The sequence below is a fragment of the Nocardia sp. NPDC051756 genome (assembly GCF_040681495.1).
Classification (GTDB): Bacteria; Actinomycetota; Actinomycetes; order Mycobacteriales; family Mycobacteriaceae; genus Nocardia.
Genome location: NZ_JBFAYV010000007.1, coordinates 456994 through 479795, shown reverse-complemented (window position 1 = coordinate 479795; position 22802 = coordinate 456994). Strand labels below are relative to the sequence as shown.

The 22802-nt window shown below is 67.5% G+C and carries 23 protein-coding genes; 21 read left to right on the top strand and 2 right to left on the bottom strand.

Annotated features, from left to right (window positions below):
• Positions 1 to 228: 228 nt before the first annotated feature.
• Positions 229 to 480 (top strand): hypothetical protein, encoded by a 252-nt coding sequence (locus AB0M22_RS32375; RefSeq protein ID WP_364734985.1) that lies wholly within the window; start codon positions 229 to 231, stop codon positions 478 to 480.
• Between the two features lie 4 nt (positions 481 to 484).
• Here the strand turns inward: AB0M22_RS32375 and AB0M22_RS32370 are convergent, their stop codons facing one another.
• Positions 485 to 910 carry a nitroreductase family deazaflavin-dependent oxidoreductase gene (locus AB0M22_RS32370; RefSeq protein ID WP_364734983.1) on the bottom strand — a complete coding sequence of 142 codons (426 nt, stop codon included), beginning with the start codon at positions 908 to 910 and terminating at the stop codon, positions 485 to 487.
• A gap of 125 nt (positions 911 to 1035) precedes the next feature.
• Here AB0M22_RS32370 and AB0M22_RS32365 point away from each other — a divergent pair, with 125 nt between their 5' ends.
• The 15 genes from AB0M22_RS32365 to AB0M22_RS32295 all read left to right on the top strand — a co-directional run bounded on the left by AB0M22_RS32365 (position 1036) and on the right by AB0M22_RS32295 (position 16991).
• Entirely contained in the window at positions 1036 to 2658 is a 1623-nt protein-coding gene (locus tag AB0M22_RS32365; RefSeq protein ID WP_364734981.1) for an acyl-CoA synthetase, read from the top strand.
• Positions 2659 to 2867: 209 nt separating this feature from the next.
• Positions 2868 to 3821 (top strand): NAD-dependent epimerase/dehydratase family protein, encoded by a 954-nt coding sequence (locus tag AB0M22_RS32360; protein WP_364734979.1) that lies wholly within the window; start codon positions 2868 to 2870, stop codon positions 3819 to 3821.
• Positions 3818 to 4762 carry a glycosyltransferase family 2 protein gene (locus AB0M22_RS32355; protein WP_364734977.1) on the top strand — a complete coding sequence of 315 codons (945 nt, stop codon included), beginning with the start codon at positions 3818 to 3820 and terminating at the stop codon, positions 4760 to 4762. The genes AB0M22_RS32360 and AB0M22_RS32355 overlap by 4 nt, the downstream gene beginning before the upstream one ends.
• On the top strand, positions 4759 to 5958 hold the full coding sequence (locus tag AB0M22_RS32350) for an ATP-grasp domain-containing protein (RefSeq protein ID WP_364734975.1): 1200 nt from the start codon (positions 4759 to 4761) through the stop codon (positions 5956 to 5958). The genes AB0M22_RS32355 and AB0M22_RS32350 overlap by 4 nt, the downstream gene beginning before the upstream one ends.
• Positions 5955 to 6641: a hypothetical protein gene (locus AB0M22_RS32345; protein WP_364734973.1), complete on the top strand. Its 687-nt coding sequence runs from the start codon at positions 5955 to 5957 to the stop codon at positions 6639 to 6641. The genes AB0M22_RS32350 and AB0M22_RS32345 overlap by 4 nt, the downstream gene beginning before the upstream one ends.
• Positions 6641 to 7852 (top strand): hypothetical protein, encoded by a 1212-nt coding sequence (locus tag AB0M22_RS32340; RefSeq protein WP_364734971.1) that lies wholly within the window; start codon positions 6641 to 6643, stop codon positions 7850 to 7852. Before AB0M22_RS32345 ends, AB0M22_RS32340 begins: the two co-directional genes overlap by 1 nt.
• A complete protein-coding gene (locus AB0M22_RS32335; protein WP_364734969.1) occupies positions 7849 to 8790 on the top strand; it encodes a hypothetical protein in 942 nt (313 codons plus the stop codon). Before AB0M22_RS32340 ends, AB0M22_RS32335 begins: the two co-directional genes overlap by 4 nt.
• A gap of 110 nt (positions 8791 to 8900) precedes the next feature.
• Complete coding sequence (locus AB0M22_RS32330; protein ID WP_364734967.1) at positions 8901 to 10019, top strand: TerD family protein; 1119 nt, start codon at positions 8901 to 8903, stop codon at positions 10017 to 10019.
• Positions 10020 to 10071: 52 nt separating this feature from the next.
• On the top strand, positions 10072 to 11358 hold the full coding sequence (locus AB0M22_RS32325) for a transcriptional regulator (protein ID WP_364734965.1): 1287 nt from the start codon (positions 10072 to 10074) through the stop codon (positions 11356 to 11358).
• Between the two features lie 82 nt (positions 11359 to 11440).
• Complete coding sequence (gene adh / locus AB0M22_RS32320) at positions 11441 to 12964, top strand: aldehyde dehydrogenase (protein WP_364734963.1); 1524 nt, start codon at positions 11441 to 11443, stop codon at positions 12962 to 12964.
• 121 nt (positions 12965 to 13085) lie between these two features.
• Entirely contained in the window at positions 13086 to 13538 is a 453-nt protein-coding gene (locus tag AB0M22_RS32315; RefSeq protein ID WP_364735147.1) for a DUF779 domain-containing protein, read from the top strand.
• Positions 13539 to 13593: 55 nt separating this feature from the next.
• Positions 13594 to 14436: a helix-turn-helix domain-containing protein gene (locus tag AB0M22_RS32310; RefSeq protein WP_364734961.1), complete on the top strand. Its 843-nt coding sequence runs from the start codon at positions 13594 to 13596 to the stop codon at positions 14434 to 14436.
• A 152-nt stretch (positions 14437 to 14588) separates the two neighbouring features.
• Complete coding sequence (locus AB0M22_RS32305) at positions 14589 to 15599, top strand: alpha/beta hydrolase (RefSeq protein WP_364734959.1); 1011 nt, start codon at positions 14589 to 14591, stop codon at positions 15597 to 15599.
• A gap of 79 nt (positions 15600 to 15678) precedes the next feature.
• Positions 15679 to 16308 carry a TetR family transcriptional regulator gene (locus AB0M22_RS32300; protein ID WP_364734957.1) on the top strand — a complete coding sequence of 210 codons (630 nt, stop codon included), beginning with the start codon at positions 15679 to 15681 and terminating at the stop codon, positions 16306 to 16308.
• Positions 16309 to 16325: 17 nt separating this feature from the next.
• Entirely contained in the window at positions 16326 to 16991 is a 666-nt protein-coding gene (locus tag AB0M22_RS32295; RefSeq protein ID WP_364734955.1) for a VC0807 family protein, read from the top strand.
• Positions 16992 to 16993: 2 nt separating this feature from the next.
• On the opposite strand, the gene AB0M22_RS32290 is transcribed toward AB0M22_RS32295, so the two are convergent.
• Positions 16994 to 18034: a Gfo/Idh/MocA family oxidoreductase gene (locus AB0M22_RS32290; protein WP_364734953.1), complete on the bottom strand. Its 1041-nt coding sequence runs from the start codon at positions 18032 to 18034 to the stop codon at positions 16994 to 16996.
• On the opposite strand from AB0M22_RS32290, the gene AB0M22_RS32285 reads away from it, so the two are divergent.
• From AB0M22_RS32285 to AB0M22_RS32265, 5 genes are read left to right on the top strand one after another with little or no spacing between them, the layout of a single operon-like run.
• On the top strand, positions 18020 to 18964 hold the full coding sequence (locus AB0M22_RS32285; RefSeq protein WP_364734951.1) for a LysR family transcriptional regulator: 945 nt from the start codon (positions 18020 to 18022) through the stop codon (positions 18962 to 18964). The genes AB0M22_RS32290 and AB0M22_RS32285 overlap by 15 nt on opposite strands.
• Before the next feature lie 53 nt (positions 18965 to 19017).
• A complete protein-coding gene (locus AB0M22_RS32280; protein WP_364734949.1) occupies positions 19018 to 20646 on the top strand; it encodes a hypothetical protein in 1629 nt (542 codons plus the stop codon).
• The gene (locus AB0M22_RS32275; RefSeq protein ID WP_364734947.1) at positions 20643 to 21062 is read left to right on the top strand and encodes a FixH family protein; all 420 of its coding nucleotides are present in this window, start codon (positions 20643 to 20645) and stop codon (positions 21060 to 21062) included. Before AB0M22_RS32280 ends, AB0M22_RS32275 begins: the two co-directional genes overlap by 4 nt.
• A gap of 58 nt (positions 21063 to 21120) precedes the next feature.
• On the top strand, positions 21121 to 22260 hold the full coding sequence (locus tag AB0M22_RS32270) for a hypothetical protein (RefSeq protein ID WP_364734945.1): 1140 nt from the start codon (positions 21121 to 21123) through the stop codon (positions 22258 to 22260).
• Complete coding sequence (locus AB0M22_RS32265; RefSeq protein WP_364734943.1) at positions 22257 to 22802, top strand: hypothetical protein; 546 nt, start codon at positions 22257 to 22259, stop codon at positions 22800 to 22802. The genes AB0M22_RS32270 and AB0M22_RS32265 overlap by 4 nt, the downstream gene beginning before the upstream one ends.

Here is a 22802-nt window from a genome sequence, read left to right as displayed (position 1 = left end):
ATTCCCCATCGGTCGGGTGCTGCCTTGACCCCACGGTATGACACGAACGTGACGAACGCTAGGTGAGTGTCATAGCTGCGCCCGTGTCGCATCGGCTCAGCTGGGGGAATGCCGGGCCAGGGGCCCGGATGGGGATCCCCAGATGTCTGGTCAGCGGGATTCGCGGTACTGCGACCGGCGTCGGCGGTGTATTCCAAGGAAGGGAAAGCACGATGTCCTGGAGGGGAAATGCGCGACGGCCGAGAGCTCGCGGAATTCGATGCGCTGACGGTCGCCGTCGTCGACGCGATGAGTACGGGACTGAAGGACGAGGTCGCGGCGCGCAGACTCTCGGTGTCACTGCGCACCTACCGCAGATATGTCGCGGACATCATGACGCGCCTCGGCGTCGCGACGCGATTCCAGCTCGGCGTGCGCGCGGCCGAGCTGGGCATCATTTCCAAGTCGCGGGCCGGCCAGGCCGTGCCGACCCGCGTGTGACGGTTCAGCGGATGGTGAGCGCGAAGATCGGAATGGTCCGGTCGGTCTTGGTGCGGTAATCCGCGTAACCGGCGTACATGGCGTCCAGCTCGGCCCAGGCGGCATCGCGCTCGGCGGCGGTGATCTCGGTGGCGGTGACCGGGATCGTCTGCTTGCCGATCTCGACCTCCGCCTCCGGATTCGCGCGCAGGTTCAGCACCCAGGCCGGATGCGTCGCGGCGCCACGATGCGACCCGGCCACCAGGTAGCGGTCACCGTTCTGCCGGTACAGCAGCGGCGACGTGCGCCGCTGACCCGACTTGCGCCCGACGGTATTGAGCAACAAAATCGGCGCCTGCCCCATCTTGCCGCCGAGCTTCCCGCCGCTGACGCGATACAGGGATGCGTTGAGACCCACAAAGATTCGTTCGAGCTGACTCTGAATCGACATGCCCCCAGCCTATGTCGATCTTGGGTGTGCGCCGTTCGGGCCGAATCTGACAGGAAGCTGCCAACTTTGATCTGCCACGGCCGGTTTCATTGTCCAAAACTAGAACCAGTTCTATTTTGACTGCCATGGCCTTCAACGTCGCTGACCTTCTCGAACACGCGGTGGACGCGGTGCCCGACCGCATCGCCGTCATCTGCGGGGACCGCCAGATCACCTACCGCGAACTCGACGACCGCGCGAATCAGCTGGCGCACCACCTCGCCACCCGCGGCATCGGCCAGGGCGATCACGTCGGCGTGTACTCGCGCAACTCCATCGAGGCGCTGGAGGCGATGTTCGCGACCTATAAACTGCGCGCCGCGGTGGTCTGCGTGAACTACCGCTACGTCGCCGACGAGGTCCGCTACATCGCCGACAACGCGGACCTGAAGGCGCTGATCCACGAACGCGCCTATTCCGACGTGGTCGCCGAGGTACTGCCGCACACCCCCTTGCTCACCGACGTCCTCGTCGTCGAGGACGGCACCGATCGGGACTACACCCGCTACGGCGGCACCGAGTACGAGGCGGCGCTGGCCGGCGAGGCGGCGGTGCGCGACTTCGCGCCGCGCAGCGCCGACGACCTCTACCTGCTGTACACGGGCGGCACCACCGGCTTCCCGAAGGGCGTGATGTGGCGGCACGAGGACGTGTGGCGGACCCTCGGCGGCGGCATCAACCACGTCACCGGCGAATACGTCGCCGACGAATGGGAACTGGCGGAGGGCGCGAAGTCCGGACCGGCCGGGATCGTCATGGCGCCGCTGCCGCCGCTGATCCACGGTGCGGCGCAGTGGGCGACGTTCATCGCGCTGAACTCCGGCGGCACGGTCGTTTACGTGCCGCAGTTCGACGCGCACGCGGTGTGGCGGGCCGTCGGGAAGCATCGGGTGAACGTGCTGGCGGTAGCCGGCGACGCGATGGCGCGGCCACTGCTGGACGCCTACCGCGAACAGCCGTACGACGTGTCGTCGCTGTGGGCGCTGAGCAGCAACGCGGCGCTGTTCTCGCATTCGATCAAGCAGCAGTACCTCGAGCTGTTCCCGAATCTGTTCATCACCGACGTGATCGGTTCCTCGGAGAGCGGCGGCACCGGACTCGGTGTGGTCACCAAGGACTCCGACCACACCGAGGGGCCGCGGGTGAAGTTCAACGCCCAGGCCGCGCTCATCGATGACGACGGTGCGCTGATCGAGGTGCGGCCGGGCGCGGTCGGCCGGATCGCCCGGCGCGGACATGTGCCGATCGGCTATTACAAGGACCCGGAGAAGACCAAGACGATCTTCATCGAGATCGACGGCACGCGCTACGTCGTGCCCGGCGATTACGCCCGCTACGAGGAGGGCGGCACGGTAACCCTGCTCGGTCGCGGCTCGGAATGCATCAATACCGGTGGGGAGAAGGTCTATCCGGAGGAAGTCGAGGGTGCGTTGAAGTCCTCACCCCACGTGTTCGACGCATTGGTGGTCGGCGTCGAGAACGAGCGGTTCGGCGCATCGGTGGCCGCAGTTATCGCGCCGCGCAAGGGAATTCGGCTCGACCTCGCGGAGCTGGACGCGCACGTGCGCACCAAGATCGCGGGATACAAAGCGCCACGCGCCTATTGGATCGTCGATGAGGTGATGCGCCAACCGAGCGGCAAAGCCAACTATCCGGCGGCCAAGAAACATGTCGCCGAGCACCCCGGGGAGGTGCGGTCACCGCGCTGACCGACAGGTCTCGGCGCGCTCGGCCGACCCCCCGAAAACTATGGCTTTCGGCGGCTTTCGGCGCTCTCTAGGCTGTGTCGCACATCTCCGTGCGCGTCATCCGCGGCTGCGCGGATCGGGACAAAATCCGGACAATGTGGACACACGCGGCCAGTTTGTCGGCACTACCGACGGATGGCCGGATAGATAGCGCTAGGTGGTACAACAGAATGAAGGTCGGCGTCACAGGTGGGTCGGGATTCATCGGCTCCTATGTTTGCGAGGAACTCGTGCGCCGCGGCCACGAGCCGGTGATCTTCGACCACCGACGACATGCGCGCCGGCAACCGTACGAGGTCATGCTCGGCGATATCCGCGATTCGACCTCGATGACCGAACTCGCCGCGCACTGCGAGGGCATCATCCACCTCGCCGCCGTGCTCGGCACGCAGGAGACGATCAAGCAGCCGCGCCCGGCGGCGGAGACGAATCTCGTTGGCGGACTGAACTTTCTGGAAGCAGTCGCGCAGTACGAGCTGCCCGGCGTGTACATCTGCGTCGGCAATCACTGGATGAACAACAGTTACTCCATCTCCAAGACCGCCGTCGAACGCTTCGTGCACATGTTCAACGCCTACCGTGGCACCCGCGTCACCAATGTCCGGGTGGTCAACGCCTACGGGCCGCGGCAGACCGCGGCCGCGCCGTTCGGGGAGGGCAAGGTCCGCAAGTTCACCCCGGCGGTGATCTGCCGCGCGCTGTCCGGCCTGCCGGTCGAACTCTACGGCGGCGGGGTCCAGCTCTCCGACATGGTGTGGGTGGGTGATGTTGCGCGCGTGCTGGTTTCGGCATTGGAGTCGGCCGGTGACGGCGTCGTACCGGAGGCGGTGATGGAGGTCGGCCCGGCCCGATCGCAGTCGATCCGGTCGGTCGCCGAGCTGATCATCGACCAGTGCGTCGAGCTGGGCTATGCGCGAGTGCCGATCGTCGACCTGCCGATGCGGCCCGGCGAGATCCCCGGTGACACGGTCCGGGCGGATCCGATGACGTTGCCCGCCATCGGCGTCGACCCCGCGTCGCTGCTGCCGCTCGAGGACGGCATGCGGCGCACGATCGAATGGTTCATCGAGACCCGCGGCACCCACTGGGTCGCGCCGGAGCCGTGCGAGACGGCCACGGCGTGACGGCATCGTTCGCGATGTTCAGCGTGACCGTTGTCGTCCCGTGCCGGGACGAGGAAGCCAATATCGTTGCGGCGCATGAGGCGATCGTCGGGGAACTGAGTGGGTACGACATCGAGGTGCTGTTCGTCGATGATGGGAGCACCGACGCGACGCTGTCGCTGGTGACCGGCCTCGCCGCCAAGGACGAACGGGTGCACTACATCTCGTTCGCCCGCAATTTCGGGTTCGAGGCGGCGTTCTCGGCGGGCTACAAGTACGCGACGAAACCGTGGGTGCTGCATGTGGATGCGGACCTGCAAGGTCATCCGAATCAGGCGCACAAGTTGATCGAAGCGGTGTCGGATCGGGTGGACGCGGTCTTCGGGGTGCGCGATCAGCGTGCTGATCCATTGCTGCGGCGGTGGGGATCGACGTTGTCGGATCTGATCGCGCGCCGGGTGCTCGGCATCGAATTGCCGCCAGGCGCGACGACGTTCCGGCTGGTGCGTACCGGTGTCGCTCGGCGGATCGTCGAATTGCGCCGTCCCGCGCCATATTTCATGGCCTCGCTGCCTGCCGTCACCGATCGGTACGTCACCGTGCGGACGGCGCATCAGGCGCGTCGAGCGGGATCGTCCAAATTCACGGTTCTGCGTTTGGCGCGGCACGCCCTCGATCTGTACGTCGGGCATTCGACCGCGCTGGCGGCCGGAGCCGCGATGTTGTTGTGCGCCGGCGTGTTCGTGGCGGTGGTCTTGCTGAGTGTGTTCGGTGCCGGCGCGGCGGTGCTGTCGGTGCAATTGGCGATGCTCCCGGCAATGGCTCTGCTGCTGCGCTATTCGGTCATGGCGTCGAGCCGCGACGGACGCGCGTTGTACTACGTGCGCGAATCCGACGTGGCCATCGATGCGGCGGATCGGCTGCACCTGGAGCGGATCAGCGTCGGCGGGGGCGCGCGATGACGGGCACGTTGGTGATCCTCGGTGGCGCGGACGGTTCGGCGTCCACCTATCGCCGCGCCCGGGAACTCGGCTACCGCACAATCTGTGTCGACCGACGCGGTGACGCCGTGGCGCGCCCGCTGGCCGATGAATTCGTGCTGGCCAGCATCCGCGACCCGCGGCTGATCGCGGGGGAACTCGACGGGCGCGCCGATATCGTCGGCGTGCTCTCGCCGGCCAGTGACACCGGGCTGCCCGCTCAGCGGGAGCTGGCTCGGCGGTGGGGACTGCCCGATCTGTCTGCGGCGGCGGTCTGTGCGTCACAGGACAAGTCGTACTTCCGCGCTGTGTGCGATCAACTGGGTTTCGCGAGTTACGGCTATGTCGCCGGAGCCGCCGATGGCGAACTCGCCCTTCAGGCGGCGGCACTGCGATTTCCGGTGCTGGTGAAACCGCTGGACGCGCAGAGCAGCCGAGGCATTCAGGTGTGCGACGACGCATCCGAGGTCGCCGCCGCAGCGCGCGAGGCAGCGCGATTCGCCAGTGACGGTGGCGTGATCGTGGAGGAATACTTGGCCGGAAAGCATTACAGCGCAGAGGCGTTCGTCGACCGAGGCCAGATCGCGTTCGTCGGAGTGAGCGCGCGAACCATGACCCCCGCGCCGTACTTCGTGACCACCGCGCACCGGGTGCCCGCCGACCTCACCGCAGAACAAGAACGGGAGCTGACCGAAGTGTTGAACGCGCTGGTCGCCGAGCTGGACTATCAACGCGGCCCACTGACCATCGACCTGCTGATCGATCCCGCGGGTCGAATGCACTTGATCGAGATGGGTGCCCGAGTAGGCGGCAATGGGCTCGGCGAACTGGTCCGGCATGCCTACGGCGTGGACACGGTCGCGGCCTCGATTGCCGCGGCGACCGGCGACCCGGCCGACGTCGCCCAGACTCGTTCGCGCGCAGCGGTATCCGAGGTTCTCTACACCGACCACCCAGGCGTGGTCACCGAAGTCGTCGGTGCCGACGAGGCTTCGGCGGTCCCGGAACTAGTGGAGCTGATCCTCTTCGCGAGCGCCGGACAAGAGGTACTTCCGTACCACAATGCGGCAAATAAACTGGGCCACTTCGTCGTTGTCGCCGACGACCCCGACCAGGCCGCCGCTGCTGCCGCCGCCATTCGCGCGACCCTGCGCTTCGACCTGAGCGGTGCGGCATGAGCCCCGCGCTGCGCACGACGATCCTGGCGACCCTGGCGGTTGTTGCCGCAGGACTCGTGTGGTGGGCGACCGGCCGCCAGCACAACATCCAGAACCTCTGGACGCTCTTGGCCTCGCTGATCCCGTTCGTCCTGGCCGCCGAGACGATCGCGAGCCTGCAACCGTCCTGGTTCCGGCGCGGCCGGCTCGTCGAAATCTGCGCCCTCGGTGCGTTTGTCGTGGTGTTCTGCTTCCTGGTCCCGAAGATCTTCGCCGCCGCCCTCGACGACGATTTCAACCGGCTGTACTCCTGGATGCGAATACTGGTCCCGCTGCTGATCCTGTGCTTGGCGCTGATGCTCAGGCTGGGTGGCGCGATCCCCGCCGTGACGCGTCGGGTCAGCTACGCCGGAATCCTCATCATGCTCTCGGGCCTCGAAGATCTCGCGTTCCAGCTGCTGCGCGGCAAGCCGCTCGCCGACCGCTGGGATTGGGCCGATCACATGACGGTGCGGCTCGGTCACGTCGCCAGCCGGAACGAGGCGATGGCGTTCATCGTCGTCCACCTGCTGTTGGCCGGGGCGATCGTGCTTCTCCCGGATCGGTTCTGGCAGCGGATCGGTGACGGCCTGCGGCGGCGCTCGGGCAGTGCGCGGCAACGCCCGGCGAGCGTCCGGGAACGAGCGGCCGACCGCACGCGTTGATGGTGTCGACTCCCGCGACGCTGCCCGCGGCCAGGACGGTGGTGTCGCTCGTCGCGGGCCGCGGCGGGTTCCGGATCGCCTATCACGGCATAGCGCTTGGGCTGCTGGCGATCTGGGGCGCCGACGTCTTCGCGGTGTACGCGAGCGCGGTCGGCGCGACGGCCTGGATCGCGTTGCTCAGCTCGGGGCCGGAGAAGGCGGTGCTGAAACTGGTTCCGCGACTGCCGCATACGGCCGCGGCGGTGGTACGGACCGCGTTGCTCACGGCGGCTGTTCCTTTGGTGATCGCCGTGCTCCTGGTGATCGTGACGGCCGGATCGGCGGCGGTGGTCTACCCGCTGGCGGCGGCCTGGAGCGCGGGCGTCGGGCTCATGACGGTCGCCGTCGCGGTACACCGCGCCGCGGGGCGACCCACCCGGGACAGTCGGGGCTTCCTGGTCCTGGCCGTCCTGCTCGCGGCCTCGGTGGTGGCTGCCGCGGTCGGCGGCTTTTCGCCGACGGGCGAGTTGGCGCTGCTGGTCGTGGTCACCCTCGGCGTTGCCGCATGGTCGGCCAGGGGAGCCGCGTCCGTCATCTCGCTGCTGGCTCGCCCGCGACGCGGAGTCACCGCCGCGGTTGTGCGCACGGAACTGATGCTCGGGCTGTACGAACCGCTGGGCAGCGCGGGCGTCGGCGTGCTGTACGCGGTCCTCGCCCTGAGCGATCAACGGGACAGCAGCACCACTCTGTATCTGGCACTGCTGATTTCGAGTGTCGCCGGATCGCTGACGCTCTACCTGCTGCGGATCTACCAACCGGTGTCCTCGCTGCGGCTGCGCGGTGCGGGCGGGCAATCCGGCATCGACCTCGCCCGGCGACTGCTGACGGCGGCACTGATCTCCGGCGTACTCGGCTGCGCCCTCGTGGCCGGGCTGGCCGGGAACCTTTCTGCCACAGCGCTTATCGCCCTACTGCTCTGCTTCGAGATCCCCATCCACGCGGTGATCAGCCTCGCGCTGTTCATCCTGGAAAACGCGGGCCGCCGCGAGCTGACCGTCGCCGCGGCAAGTGCCGCAACACAATTCGGTGCGGTGCTGGTGCTCGCCGCGGTGCTGGTGCCCGCGCACGGACCACCGGCGGCGCTCTGGGTACTGGTCGCGTCCTACGCCGTACTAGCGGCATCGACGTTGCCGCGGCTCAGGACGAACATCAAGACGCGGAAGGCGCTATGAAACAGCGTGTCGACATCCTCGACCCCCGTCGCGACCCGGAACCACCGTGGTGGGAGGCGCTGCGCGGCGCGGCCGGGCTGCGCGCGACCTGGGCCTGGGACGTACTGGCCGTCGCCGGTACCCGGTTCGGCATCGTGGTCGTGCACGAGGGCGCCGACATCGTCGCGATGGCGGCGGCCCGCTGGATGCTCGGTCTCGCCAACGTCGCGGCACCCGGCAGCACCGGCCAACCGGGCTGGTGGGTGGCCGATCCCGCGCGGCAGACCGAGCTATTCGGCGTGCTGGCCCGGGGACTGCGCACCCGCTACCGGCACGCGGTGCTCGCCACCCTGTGGCGTGAGCTCGATCGCGAGCAGGCCGACGGCCTCGGCGTCGTCCAGGTCACCAGGGAGGTGAACCCGACCGCGGTACTTCCCATCGCCTGGCCGGACGAGGCGGGCTGGCTGAGCACGCTGTCCTCGAATCGCCGCCGCAGCCTGCGCGCCGAGGCCCGCTGGCTGTCCCGCGACCACGACCTGATCGCCGGCAGCGGCCCTGCCGAGGCCCTGGACGCCGACCAGCTCGTCGGCCTGTTCCGTCGCACCGAGGAGAAATACGACGGATTGGGCCGGGCGCCGCGGATGCCCGACGAGTGGCTGTACCGGCTGCTGTCACACCCCGATGTGCTGGCCGTGCACTACCACGATGCGGATCGAAACCTGTTGGCGGCATTCACGATTCTGGACCACCCGACCTGGCCGCTGGTGCATCGGTGGGGTGCGTTGCCGGTGGAGGAGGGCGGCCGCAAGCACCTGTACTTCGACGCGTTCCGCCGGACGGTCGGCTGGGCGGTCGCGGAGGGGAAACAGGGACTTATCTGGGGGAAAGGACTACCCGACGTCAAAGAACGGCTCGGTTGTCGGCTGATGTCGCGCTACGCGGTCGGCGTCGCCTGGTAATCGCACTAATTCGTCGTTTCCACGCTGAATCTTCGGTCAGGGTATTCAACCGCAGTAATAGTCGCGTGCCGTTCCTGGTATTCGCCGATTGTTTTTGTAGTGTGTGATGAATGACCGTGCAACTGGCTCGGGGGCAGGTAAATGTGCTCGAAGCCGAGCACATCATTGTTTCGGTCCGGCACAGCGCGGCCGTCGATCTGTCCGCGCTGCTGCTCGCCGCGGACGGCATGGTGCGCGCGGACGCGGATCTTGTCTTCTACAACCAGCCGCTCGGCCAGGGCGCACGACTGCTGCCGGGCGAGGACGGGCGGCCGAGCGCGTTGGCGATCGATCTGCGCGCGATTCCCGCCGACATCGAACACGTGCGAATCGTTGTCGCACTCGACGACCAGCAGGACAGCTTCGGCAATTACGCGGCCCCTGAGCTGCGTATCGATGACGCTGCGGGAAACCTGCTGTGCGACTATCTGATTACCGGCCTCGGCCCCGAGTCGACGGTCGTCGCCATGGATTTCGACCGGCACGATCCCGACTGGCAGCTGCGTTCACTCGGCCACGGCTACCGCAGCGGTTTCGCCACCCTGGTCACCGCGCACGGCGTCGCCGTCGGCCGGACCCCGAAGTCACCGCCGCCGCAACCGCCGGTCGAGCTACCCGATACCGGCCTGCTCGGTCTCAGCACCGAATTGGCACTGCGCAAACCGGATGGCGACGAGTTGTCGCATGTGAAAATGGCATTGGGCTGGGATCCGGTCCGCGAACCCGGCCGATTCGGCCTACGCGAAGTCGATATCGATCTGGACGCGTCGGCCTTGGTCTTTTCCGGCCGCGAACTCATGGACGCCGCTTTCTACGGTCATTTGTCCTCCAAAGACGGATCCGTTCGTCATCAAGGCGATAATCTCACCGGCTCCGGCAAAGGCGACAACGAGATGATCGACGTCGACCTCACCCGGCTGTCCGCCGAAGCGTCGACGGTCGTATTCGTCGTCACCTCCTACGCCGGACACACCTTCGAACGGGTCCGGAACGCATTCTGGCGCTTGGTCGACGGAAAGACCGATGTCGAACTCACCGGCGGCAATCTGCGCGTCGGCGGCAGGCACACCGGCATGGTCGTGGCCAAGGTGCAACGCGAAGCCGACGTCTGGAAGTTCCACACCGTCGGCGCCCCCATCCAAGCCGGTCACCCCGTCGAAGCCGCCGAACAGGTCGCCCGCTACCTCTGACCGCTACCGGCGCGGCAACGGCGCATTGATCGGGGCGTAGTTGCCGAGGAGTATGGAGGCTGTGGGCAGCGGTGCGGGTATTCGAGCGAATCCGTGGGCAGCGCTGCGCCCGGACGAAGACGCCGAACAGGTGGGCACCGATCTGTCGGCCGCGCACGAATCATTTATCGAGCGCGGCGAAGCGCCGACCTCGATCCGGCAGGTGGTCGAGGCGTCCTGGGTGCGCAGCCGCGGCAACGGCATCGACCCGGATCGGCAGATCGGCCGGACGTCGCTGACCGGAACCGAATTGGAGCGTTATCGGCGCACCCATCCGATGTCGGCGGTGCGGCCGGTGGTGCAGACCCTGCTGGTCGAGGACGCCAAGGACACCGGGTTGCTGATCGCGCTGAGCGACGCGCACGGCCGATTGCTCTGGGTGGAGGGCGATTCGGCGGCCAAGGACCGCGCGGCCGGCATGAACTTCGTCGACGGCGCGGACTGGAGCGAGGCGGCGGTCGGCACCAACGCCCCCGGAACCGCACTGGCCCTTGATCATTGCGTGCAGATCTTCGGCGCCGAGCATTACAGCAGACTGGTCCATCCGTGGAGCTGCGCGGCGGGACCGGTGCACGACCCGGCGACCGGACGAATCCTCGGCACGATCGACATCACCGGCGGACCGCGCGTCGCTGCGCCGGAAGTGCTTTCGCTGATCCGGGCGACCGTCGCCGTCGCGGAGTCCGAGCTGCGGGCTCATCCGGTGTCTGTCCGCACCGCGCCGCGCGTGGAACTGCTCGGCGCGCAACCCGCCCTCCTGTTCGGCAACGAACGAATCACGTTGTCGCGCAGGCATTCGGAGATCCTTCTGCTGCTGATGGAACATCCGGAGGGACTCGCCACCGAGCACATCGCGGTCCTGCTCGACGAACGCGACCTCGACGCGGTCACCGTGCGCGCCGAAATCTCGCGCCTGCGCCGGATTCTCGGCGGCGCCGCCCTCGGCTCGCGTCCCTATCGGCTACTGACCGAACTGGATTCGGACGTCGGCGAGCTGCGGCGCAGCCTGCGCCGCGGCGACATCGGCGCGGCCGTGGCGCGCTACCGCGGCCAATTACTGCCCGCCTCACCGGCTCCCGGCGTCGTCCGGGTGCGCGAATCGCTGCGCGCCCGCATGCGCGCGGCCGTCCTCACCTCCAGGGACCCGGCGATCCTCGGCTGGTGGATCTCCTCGGTCGACGGCCGCGAGGACCGCGGCGCGTGGTCGGCCTACCAGGCCTCGCTGGACCGGGATTCGTCGCTGTATGCCCAAGTGGCGGCGCAGATCGCCGTGCTGGATCGCGAGTTCGGCGGTCGCTGACCTGTTCCCAACGGTGATGCAACGTTAGGGTCATAGTGTCGTGGATCACAGTGCACACCCGCCGTGAACGCTAGGAGTTTCGATGACCGTATACGCCCGTCCTGGTTCGCCGGAGTCGCCGACGAGCTTCCAGCCTCGCTACGACAACTGGATCGGCGGCCAGTGGGTTGCGCCGGTCAAGGGCCAGTACTTCGAGAACCCGACCCCGGTCACCGGCGAAACCTTCTGCGAGATCGCGCGTTCCACCGCGGAGGACATCGAGCTGGCGCTCGACGCCGCGCACGCCGCCGCACCGGCTTGGGGCAAGACCTCTGCCGCCGAGCGCGCGGTGATCCTGAACAAGATCGCGGACCGGATCGAGGAGAACCTCGAGGCGATCGCCATCGCCGAGACCTGGGACAACGGCAAGCCGATCCGGGAGGCGCTGGCCGCCGACATCCCGCTGGCCATCGATCACTTCCGCTACTTCGCCGGAGCCATTCGCGCGCAAGAGGGTTCGCTCTCGGAGATCGACGACGACACCGTCGCCTATCACTTCCACGAGCCGCTCGGCGTGGTCGGGCAGATCATTCCGTGGAACTTCCCGATCCTGATGGCGACCTGGAAGCTGGCCCCCGCGCTGGCCGCGGGCAATGCCGTGATCCTCAAGCCCGCCGAGCAGACCCCCGCCTCGATCCTGTTCCTGTGGAGCATCATCGGCGACCTGCTGCCGCCCGGCGTGGTCAATATCGTCAACGGATTCGGCGTCGAGGCGGGCAAGCCGCTCGCGTCGAGCAACCGGATCGCGAAGATCGCGTTCACCGGCGAGACCACAACCGGCCGGCTGATCATGCAGTACGCCTCGCAGAACCTGATCCCGGTCACCCTCGAGCTGGGCGGCAAGAGCCCGAACATCTTCTTCTCGGATGTGATGAGCGCCGACGACGACTTCCTGGACAAGGCCCTGGAAGGTTTCACCATGTTCGCGCTCAACCAGGGCGAGGTGTGCACGTGCCCGTCGCGCTCGCTGATCCAGGCCGACATCTTCGACCGCTTCCTCGACCTCGCCGCGCTGCGGACAAAGGCGGTGCGCCAAGGTGATCCGCTCGATTCCGAGACGATGATCGGCGCGCAGGCGTCCAACGATCAGCTCGAAAAGGTGTTGTCCTACATCGAGATCGGCAAAGGGGAAGGCGCACAACTGGTCACCGGCGGCGAGCGCGCGATGCTCGGCGGCGACCTGAACGGCGGCTACTACGTGCAGCCGACCATCTTCACCGGCCGCAACGCGATGCGGATCTTCCAGGAGGAGATCTTCGGTCCGGTGGTCTCGGTGACCTCGTTCACCGATTACGACGACGCCATCTCCATCGCCAACGACACCCTCTACGGCCTCGGCGCCGGCGTGTGGTCGCGCGAGGGCAGCCGGGCCTATCGCGCGGGCCGCGACATCCAGGCCGGACGGGTGTGGACCAACACCTACCACCAGTACCCGGCGCACGCGGCGTTCGGCGGTTACAAGCAGTCCGGCATCGGCCGGGAGAACCACAAGATGATGCTGGACCACTACCAGCAGACGAAGAACCTGCTGGTCAGCTACGCGCCGAAGGCCATGGGATTCTTCTGATGCCGAGCCATCAGGCGAAGCGGGAACGGGTGGCGCGGTGAGTGCCGCCCCGCCCCGTCTGGTCGCGACCGTGGGGGCGGCGGCACTGCTGCGCCGCCTCCGCGACGTGCACGGTGCGCTGATGATGCACCAGTCCGGCGGCTGCTGCGACGGGTCCTCGCCGATGTGTTATCCGTTGGGGGAGTTCATCGTCGGCGATCGGGACGTGCTGCTCGGCATCCTCGACCTGCGCCTCGCGGTGGGGGAGGTGCCGGCGAATCTGCCGTCCGCCGACCTCGACGCGGTGCCGGTGTGGATCTCCGGATCCCAGTTCCAGGCGTGGAAACACACCCAACTCGTGCTCGACGTCGTTCCGGGGCGCGGCGGTGGGTTCAGTCTGGAAGCACCCGAGGGTTGGCGATTCCTCAGTCGGGCAAGAGCTTTCACCGACGAGGAGAACGCGGCGCTCGAACTCGCGCCGCCCGTGGTCGGAACCGACTACGCCGACGGCGTCCGTCCGCCGGTCCCGGATTCCGGCCAGGTGGTGGCCGAGGCCGTGGACGCCTGCCCGGTGCCAGCGCCGCCCGCGCGGTGATCGCGAGCTGATCCGGCGAACGCGCCGCCGAGGTGCGGGCTCGTAGCATGGCGGTATGCCCGAGCCGGTTCGTCTTGCCGGGGCCGTGGTGGATATCGCGGTCCCGGACCGCTCGCGCCGCATGGCGGGGGTCAGCATGGCCGGGTTTCATGGTTGTGCGGATCGGCCGACCGAGCTGGCGCTGGTCCCGTACCCCGCGTTCACCGTGTTCATCGATTTCGGTGACGTGTGGTTCGTCGATGACGTGCGGGGTGTGGGAGAGCGCGGTAGTGCCGTGATCGGTCTCGGCCCCGCCGGTGTGCGCGGGTGCGGGCGTGCGGTCGATCTCCTGCAGATTCGACTGTCTCCGGTGGTCGCGCACGCGGCACTCGGTGGTTCGTCGGAGTCGGGCGGGACCGTCGTTGCCCTGGAGGACCTTTGGGGCCGGGACGCCGGACGCATCCAGGAGCGGCTGCATGCTGCCGAGTCGTGGGACGAGCGGTTCGCGATCGCGGCGGCGGCGCTCACGCGTCGACAGGCCGCGGGTCGGCCGGTCGATCCGGAGGTTGCCTTCGCCTGGGCGCGAATCTTGCTGAGCCGTGGGCGGATACGAATCGATCGGCTGGCGGCCGAGATCGGCTGGAGCTACAAGCGACTCTGGTCGCGATTCCGTGCGCAGATCGGTCTCACGCCCAAGCGGGCGGCGCAGCTGGTGCGTTTCGACTATGCCGTGCACCGGCTCGCCGGCGGGGACAGCGCTGCCCTGGTGGCGGCGGAGAGTGGATATACGGATCAGTCTCACCTGCATCGGGACGTGATGAACTTCGCTGGGGTGACGCCGAACGGGGTGGCGGTCGCGCCGTGGCTCTCGGTCGACGATGTCGCGTGGGTGGACCCGGCGTACGCGGCCGCAGTGTGAGCCCTCGACCTTGATCGGCCGCGGCGCCGAACAGCGGCACCGGAAGATTTATCCAATACATCCGCTGTCGCGCTGGCGATGCTGACCGAGGAAACACGCGCCGGCATGGTGGTTCATGCCGACCGGGCGCCGTGTGCTCGAGGAGGAACGACATGAACGACGCCGGCATCGAACAGCCGCCGCTCGGTATTCGGCTGCTGCACGTCCTGCAAAAGGACCCGGACTGGTCGACGATCACGACCGAGGAGCTGATTGCCTTCCGGGACAAGGCAAATCGGAAAGCGGGTTCGCGGTTGCTGCGGGTGGTCACCGGATTTCCGGACCGCCGCGCCACGATCCGTTGGCAGGAGGTGACTCTCGCCGATCGCGTGCTGCGGGTTCGGGTCTACCGGCCGTCGGCCGGACGCGCCGCTTTGCCGCTGGTACTGCACGTGCATGGCGGTGGATTCATCGGCACGGCGGCGCAATGCGATTGGGGGAGTAGCCGTCTCGCCGCTCGGTTGCCCGCAGTGGTGGTCTCGGTCGAACACCGTCTACTCGCCCCGGGGACGGCGCTGTCGGAGGCCTTCGCCGACGGCTGGGACGTGCTTCAGGACGTCGTCCAGCACGCTGCGGAATGGGGAGTCGACCCGGCGCGGGTCGCGGTCATCGGCGAGAGTACCGGCGCGCTGATCGCCGCACTGTCCGCCATCCGGGCCAAGGCCACCGGCCTGACCTTGCGCGCGCAGGTGTTGATCAATCCGGTCGCCGACCTGACCGAGACGATGTTCGACTACCCCTCGATGTCCGAGCATGCGAACAGTGCGATGCTGACCGTGTCCAAACTGCGTCTGTTCCAGCGCTTGGCCGCACCGCCGGGAACGGATCCCCGCCCGGTCTCGCCGCTGTCCGTCGCTGACTTGAGCGGCCTCGCCCCGGCCCTCGTAGCGGTGCCGACCGTCGACCCGGTCGCCGACCACGGCCGCCGCTACGCCGAGCGACTGCGTGAATCCGGCACGCCCACAACCCTTACCGAATACGCCCGAGCGCCACACGCGTTCATCGCCCTGCCCGGTCTGGTGCCGCAGGCCAGGACCGCGCGTGCGGACATCGCCGAGTTCCTTCGTGGGCGCCTCACCGAGTCGCAGTCGCCCGCAATCTCGACGAAGGCGCAGACGCGCTGACCAGGAGAGCCGGCGGACGCTTGTTGCTTGTCTGACCCAACTCTTGCTCGCATGAGCAAACCGAGCTACAGTTTTGCTCATGCAAGCAAAGAGTGGCTCGGACAAGCAATCGGGGCGGACGTTCACCGAGGCTGCTCGGCGCACGCAGATCGTGGACGCGGCGATCGAGGTGGTGGCCGAGCATGGCCTGCCGAATACCTCGTTCGCGAAGATCGCGCAGGCGGCGGGGCTGAGCAGCACCGGCATGATCTCCTACCACTTTCGCGGCAAGGACGAGCTGATCCGGGAGGTCGCCGACGAAATCGTCCGCGTGAACACGGAATTCGTCGTGGCCAAGCTGCGGCACGAGTCCGGCTACGGGGCCACGCTGCGCGCGTACTTCGCCGCCAACCTGGCCTTGCTGGACGAGTACCCCAAGCATCAGCGGGCACTCGCCAGCATCGTCGCCAATGCCCGTCCCGCCGACCCGCAGACGGTGAGCCTGATCGAACACGTCGGCGAGATCGCCCGTACCCAGGAGCAGTGGCTCCGAGAAGGCCAGCGGGCCGGGGCCTTTCGGGCCTTCGACCCCGCGGTCATGGGGCTCGCCATTCGAGCCGCGCGCGATGCGGCCGTCGCGCGCGCCGCGGACGACCCCGATTTCGACGCCGCGGCCTGCGCCCGCGAACTGGCCGATCTCTTCGACCGCGCAACCCGCAAGCAATCGTGATCACTACCGGAGCTGACATGAATTCACCGCAGACGCTGACCGCCGAACCGACGCCACAGCAGAAACGCGCCGCGGTCCGCCGCCACCTCGCCCGCCAGATCATCCTCGAATTGGTGCTCCCACTCGGCGGCTACTACGCCCTGCGCGCGGCCGGGGTGAACCCGTGGGCGGCGTTGATCGCGCCCACGCTGCTGATCGCGGGAATCCTTGTCTACCATGCGATTCGAGAGCGGCGCATCGATGCGTTCGCGCTGTTCGTGCTCTCCATGATCGTGCTCGGCTCGGTGATGACGCTGGTGACCGGGGACCCGCGCACCCTCATGGTGCGCGACAGTTGGATCTTCGGCCTGCTCGGCCTGTGGATGCTGGGTTCGCTGCTGACCCAGCGTCCGTTCATGCGCGTTGCTTCCCGCGCGATCGTCACGGCGAAGATCGGCGAGGAAGGGTACCGGCAGTGGGATGCCCGCTGGGACAACGATTCCCAGTTCCGCTTCCACCTGCGGGTGTTGACCGCGGTGTGGGGTGCGGTGTTCTTGCTGGATGCGTTCGTGCGGGTAGTGCTGGCCTACACGCTGCCGATCGATGCGATACCGCTGGTGAGTACCGTGCAGTGGCTGGTCGTCCTCGCGGCCCTGCTCACCTTCCACAACATCTACCTCACCAAGCACGGGCTGAAAGCCTGAGTTCAGGAAGCGGTCCGGTGGAAGTGCTCGACCGCTTGCTGGACGCGTAGACCGGCGGCGAAGTCGGCGAGGGTGGAGGGTTGTCCGCGGATTGCGTTGGCGAACGCGCTCAATCGGGTGTGTTCGCTGCCGTGTGGTCCGCTGAGCGGGAGTTCCGCCCACGGGCCGCCGTCGCTGATGTGCAGGTGCGACCAGTCGGTGATCCGGTAGGAACGTTTGCCGCCGTAGAGGATCCACTCATACGACTCGGGTGCCGCGGCGACATTCCCGGTGAGGGTGATCGGAACTCCGCCCGCTGTGAAGCTACCGATGGCGGAGGTTTCGGCGGCCGGGCCGTAGTGGATCCGGGTAGATACCGGAGTCAGCGGGCCGAGTAGGCGGTCGGTGAAAAACACATAGTGCGAACCGACTTCGCGCAACAGGCCACCTTGTTCACGACCGGCGACCCAGGCGGCATCGCTTTGGAAGGCGCGAGGCCAGGCGGGAAACGTGAATCGCATGTCCACGCCGAGGATGTCACCCGCTTCGTCGGCCTGCACGGCTCGCCCGACCTCTACCGCGGCCGCACGGTCGGACAGGGTGAAGTTGAGTGCATTGACCGCACCGGTTTCGGCGGCGACCCGGACCATCTCAATACCGTCTGTAAGTCGCACCGCCAGAGGCTTTTCCGAGAACACGGCCTTGCCCGCCGACATCGCCGGTATCGCGTAACTCGCGTGCGTGTCCGGCGGCGAGGCGATGTAGAGGGCATTGAGCCGATCGTCCTCGGCCAGGGACGAGGGGTCTTGGCCGAGGACGATATCCGGATGCCGGGCGCGAATCCGTTCGACGGCCGCCGGATTCGGATCGGCCGCCGCGACAACCTCGAAATCCGGATGCCGGCAAGCCACATCGAGCATCTCGGTGCCCATCGCGCCGAGTCCGATGATGCCCAATGAAATCTTCATATCGTCAGCTTGATGTTCGACATACGACAGCACAAGCGATGATTTCTTATGGACACTTAAGTACCGCTGTAGAATTCTGCGATGCTCGACGTGCATCGATTGACAGTGCTCCGCTCGGTCGTGGAAAACGGCTCGATCCAAGGGGCGGCGACGCGGCTCGGCTACACGGCATCCGCGATCAGCCAGCACATCGCCGCATTGCAACGGGAAACCGGAATGTCGCTGGTGGAGCGGCACGGACGCGGCATCCGGCCCACCGAGGCCGGTCTGCTCCTGGCCGCCCACACCCGCCGGATTCAGGACGAGGTCGCCCGCGCCGAAACCGCGCTCGCCGACCTGCGGGCCGGAAAGTCGCAGCGCCTGACGATCCGTTACTTCGCCACCGCCGGAGCCGTGCTCATCCCGCCCGTCGTGTCGGAACTCGGCCGCCTGCATCCCGAGGTACGGGTGGCGCTCCGATTGGGGAAGGGCTTGTCCGAGAACGAGTCCGCCGACGCGGAGATCATGGTCATCGACGAAACCGTGCGCGTACCGGCCGGGCTGCGCATTCTGCATCTGCTCGACGATCCCTTCGTCGCGGTGCTGCCGCCTGCCCACCCGCTCGCCGCACAGGAGATCATCGAGCTGGGGGAGTTGCGATCGGAACGCTGGATCGACAACGAGTGGCCGAGCACCCTCTGCCGGGAGACAATGCTGAAGGCTTGCGGTGCGGCCGGATTCAGCCCGGACTTCGCCGTGGAGGCACACGATTACGCCGCCGCCGTCGGCTTCGTCGCCGCGGGTCTCGGGGTGACGCTGATACCGCGCCTCGCGCTCGGCGCCATTCCGACCACGTCGGCGGTCTACCGCCCGGTCGTCGGTCCGGTCCCGACGCGGACGATTGTCGTGGTCGTCAAAGCCGGCACCGAGTCACAGCCACCGCTGGCCGATTTCCTCGAGCTGCTCCGGCAAGCGGCCGGCGATCTCGGCAGCCGGACATTCTCCGGGTCTTCACCCATGAAGGCATCACCCCAGCGGGGTAGCTGAGATCCCCTCAGCAGGTGATGAACTCATGGGACCAATTCCATACGATGAGGGTCGTGTCTGTCGCCCGCGCTGCTCGCTGCCGAGTCCTGCTCGTGGTCGGGCTGTGGATCCTGCTCGCGCTCGTGGGCACGGCACCGGCATCCGCCGACTCCGCTTCGGCGGGGGCGGATCTTTCGGTGGCGCAGTCGCTCGGTGATCGGGAACTGACGATCGTGCTCCGGCGGGTCACCAGCGTTCCTGGTCCGCTGCGCGTGGACGTGGTCACGCACGCGGGCACGGCTGTCGGCAAGCTCACGCTCGCGGTGACGCCGACCGGAGCCGACTCCGACCTGCCCGCCCCTGGAGCGCCGACCGCCGAGGCTGTTGTCGAACTCGGTCCCGAGCCTGGCATGTACTCGACCACGCTCGACATGGATCGGCCCGGCCCTTGGGAACTGGCCGTCGGCGATGGGACCCGGGTGGCGCGCATTCCGTTCGTGGTGCCCGCGCAGGTCACGTCGCCGCCGGAACGGCTGGTCTATACCGGATTCCTGGTTGCCGGTGTGCTGCTGCCGGTTTCGGTGCTGATCGCCATGCGCGCCCGGCGCAGTGCGTGGGCGTTGATCCCGGCCGGCGGGATGGTGGCCGGGGTCGCGGTGTCGGTGACCGCCGCGCTGCTCTCGGCGTCGTTGCCGCTGCCGCCGCAGCCCGGCGGTCAGCTGGACCCCACACTCGGTAACGTCACCGATCCGTATTCGCTGAACCAGCCGTTGATTTCGGACTTCTCTCGTCCGCCGGTCATCCTCACGGTCGAGGGTTCGGTAACCGCCGGTCGGCCAGGCGATCTGGATCTCGTGCTGATCGACGCCGCCACCGGAGCGTCCGTGGACGATCTGCTCGTGCACGACAGTGCGCTCATGCATCTGCTGATGGTCGGTCCGAGTGGTGGACTGTCGCATCTACATCCGATCCGGACCGGCCCCGGCCGCTATCAGGTTCACGTGACCGCCCCCGAGTCCGGTCGGTACGCGCTGTCGGCCGAGTTGGCCCGGCGAGGTGGTGGTGTCCAGATGGTGCGTGCCGCAACCGGATTCACTGCTTTGCCGAACGACACGGGCGTTCCGCCCCAGACCTTCGGCACCCCACTGCATCTCGGAGGTAGTGACAAGTCCGCGTCGATGGTTCTCGGCGGCAATTCCATCACCGTCCGGACAACCGAGGCGGTGGCGGGGAAACCGACGACCGTCACCGCCGAAATCGGGGACAAGTCCGATCTGCAACCGTGGCTCGGCATGGTCGGGCACCTGATCATGGCCGGCCCGGTACCCGATGGGGGCGCGGATATCGCTGCGGCCGTGCAGAACTCGGCCGTCTGGGGCCACGCGCACTCGATGGGTCCGACGTCGATGTCGGGTATGGCCGACATGCCGGGAATGAGCGGACACGACATGGCGGGGATGCATGACCTGCCTGGGACGAGTGGTGATGCGGCCGCAGGACGCGGGGTCATGCTGATGCCGCCGGTCAACGGCGAGAGCCCGCCCGATGAGACCGTGGCCGCGTACGGACCCGATGTTCCGTTCACCTTCACGTTCCCCGTCGCGGGCCGATACCGGCTCTGGATCCAGGTCGAACGGAACTACACCGTGCTCACCGTTCCTGTGGTGCTCGATGTCGCTGCGGCACAGGGGGAGCACCGATGAAGACATCCGGTCGGTCGCTGCGTATTGCCGCCGTGGCAGTGGTCGTGGTCGCGATCGCCGTCATCGGCTGGCTCGTCTGGCCGAGCCCGCGCACCCCCGTCGTGCTGAAAACCGGTACGCCCCAACATCTTGTCACCGTCACCATCGACAGTCTCCGACTCGGTGAAACCGCCGTCGACGTCACGGTCACCGATCGTGCCGGTGCCCCGATAGACCATGCGGCAGTACAGATTCAAGCGATCCAGCCGTTGATGGGCCACGCCGGCGCGGCGGTTCCGGCCGCCGCCAACGGATCCGGTCGCTTTCACGCCCCGGCGGTATCGCTGATGATGACCGGCCCCTGGGAGCTGCGCCTGTCCATCGACGCACACAACGGCATCGACCAAGTCACCCTGCCACTGTGGGTCGGCGGCTGAGGGGCACATGCGTATCGGCACGAACCACAGGAGCACGACACAGGAGGGACCGCTCGTCATGAACAGCTCAGTAGCGTCCGGCACGATCGAAGGCGGCGCGCCCCCGCTGACCGTTTCGGACAACAGCGCGGCGGCCCGCGCCGGGGCCTGGGGTGTGTTGCTCGGCACCGCCGTCACCTTGGTCGGCCTCAGCTGGGATATCCAGTGGCACAACGATGTCGGCCCCGATACCTTCTTCACGCTGCCGCACCTGTTCCTGTATTCCGGCAGCGCCATCTCCGGTTTCGCCAGTCTCGCCATGGTGCTCATCGCCACCTTCGCCCAGCGCGCCGGACGGCCCGTACCCGCGATGGGCGGCACCCCGATCCGCGTGTTCGGCAGCAACCTCACCGCACCGCTCGGCTACATGGTGGCCGGCGCAGGCGCCGCATTGTTCCTGCTCTACGGCCTGCTGGACATGCAGTGGCACTCGATCTACGGCTTCGACGCGGTGCTGAACACGCCCTCGCACGTCGCGTTGTTCCTGTCGATCACGCTCACCATGATCGGCAGCATCATGGTCTTCGCCGCGCATCGCGACCATCGCTGGGGCCAGTTCGGCATCGTCCTGGCCATCCCGATCATGATCACCTTCGCCCCGATCCTCACCCAGGCGTTGGACAACTTCGAACTGCCCATCGATTCGACCATTCTCGGCGTCCTGTTCTTCGGGCCGATGCTGCTCGTCCTCGGTGCGGCGGCGCTGGCCCGTCCGGGTGCCGCCATCGCTATCGCGCTCGCGCTCGGGCTGATTCAGGCGATCCTGTGGTGGTTCTCGCCGTGGGCGGCGGAGGTGTACGCCTCGTCGATCGGGCTGCCGCTGCGCGACGGTCTCGGGTCTCGTCCGCCGTCGCTGCCCGCCATCATGCCGATGTTCCTGATCATCGCCGCCGTCGCCGTGGAGGGTCTGTTCCTGCTCGCCCGCACCCGCGGCTACGACCCGAACAAGATCGTGGTGCTGGCCGGTCTGGTGACGGGTGTCGTTGTCGGGCTTACCTTTCCGTTGCAATTGCAGTTCACCCACTTCTTCTCCGGCATCGCGGCCAAGGACGTCGTGCTGTCCACCGCCGTCGCCATACCGCTCGGCCTCCTCGCCGGCTTCCTGGCCGGCCGCTTCACCCGCATGCTGCCCGCGCCCGCAACGGAGATCGCCCGATGACCACACTGCGCAAGCTCGCCCTCACCGTGCTGTCGGCGATCACCCTCTCGTTCGTCGCGATCGCTCCCGCCTCCGCCTACGCTCCCGTCGACATCGTGCACACCGAACGCGTCCAAGTCGGTCCGTACGCCATGACCGTCGGCTTCTCTACCTGGCCCATCCGCGCCATGAAGTCTCTCGACTTCACCTTCATGCCGGAGGGCGGCATCGCCGACAAGTCCGGGACGTATCGCATCGCCGGCCCCGCCTACCATTCCTGGAAACGCGGAGCCTCCTTCGTCCGCCACCCGCGTAAACGCGACTCCTGGGGGCTGGACATTCTCGCCATCAACGACCCCGGCAACTACAGCTTCATCTTCACCCTCGACGGCCCGCTCGGCCACGGCGAAGGCACCCTCGACGGCATCCACGTCGCCGACCAGCCCGGCCCGCCCCTGCCCCTGAGCTGGACCATCGCCTCCCTGCCGTTGCTCGGCCTGATCGCCTTCCTCGCCGTCTGCTGGCGCCGCACCCGCCCCGCCCGCCAACCATTACCGCTCTAA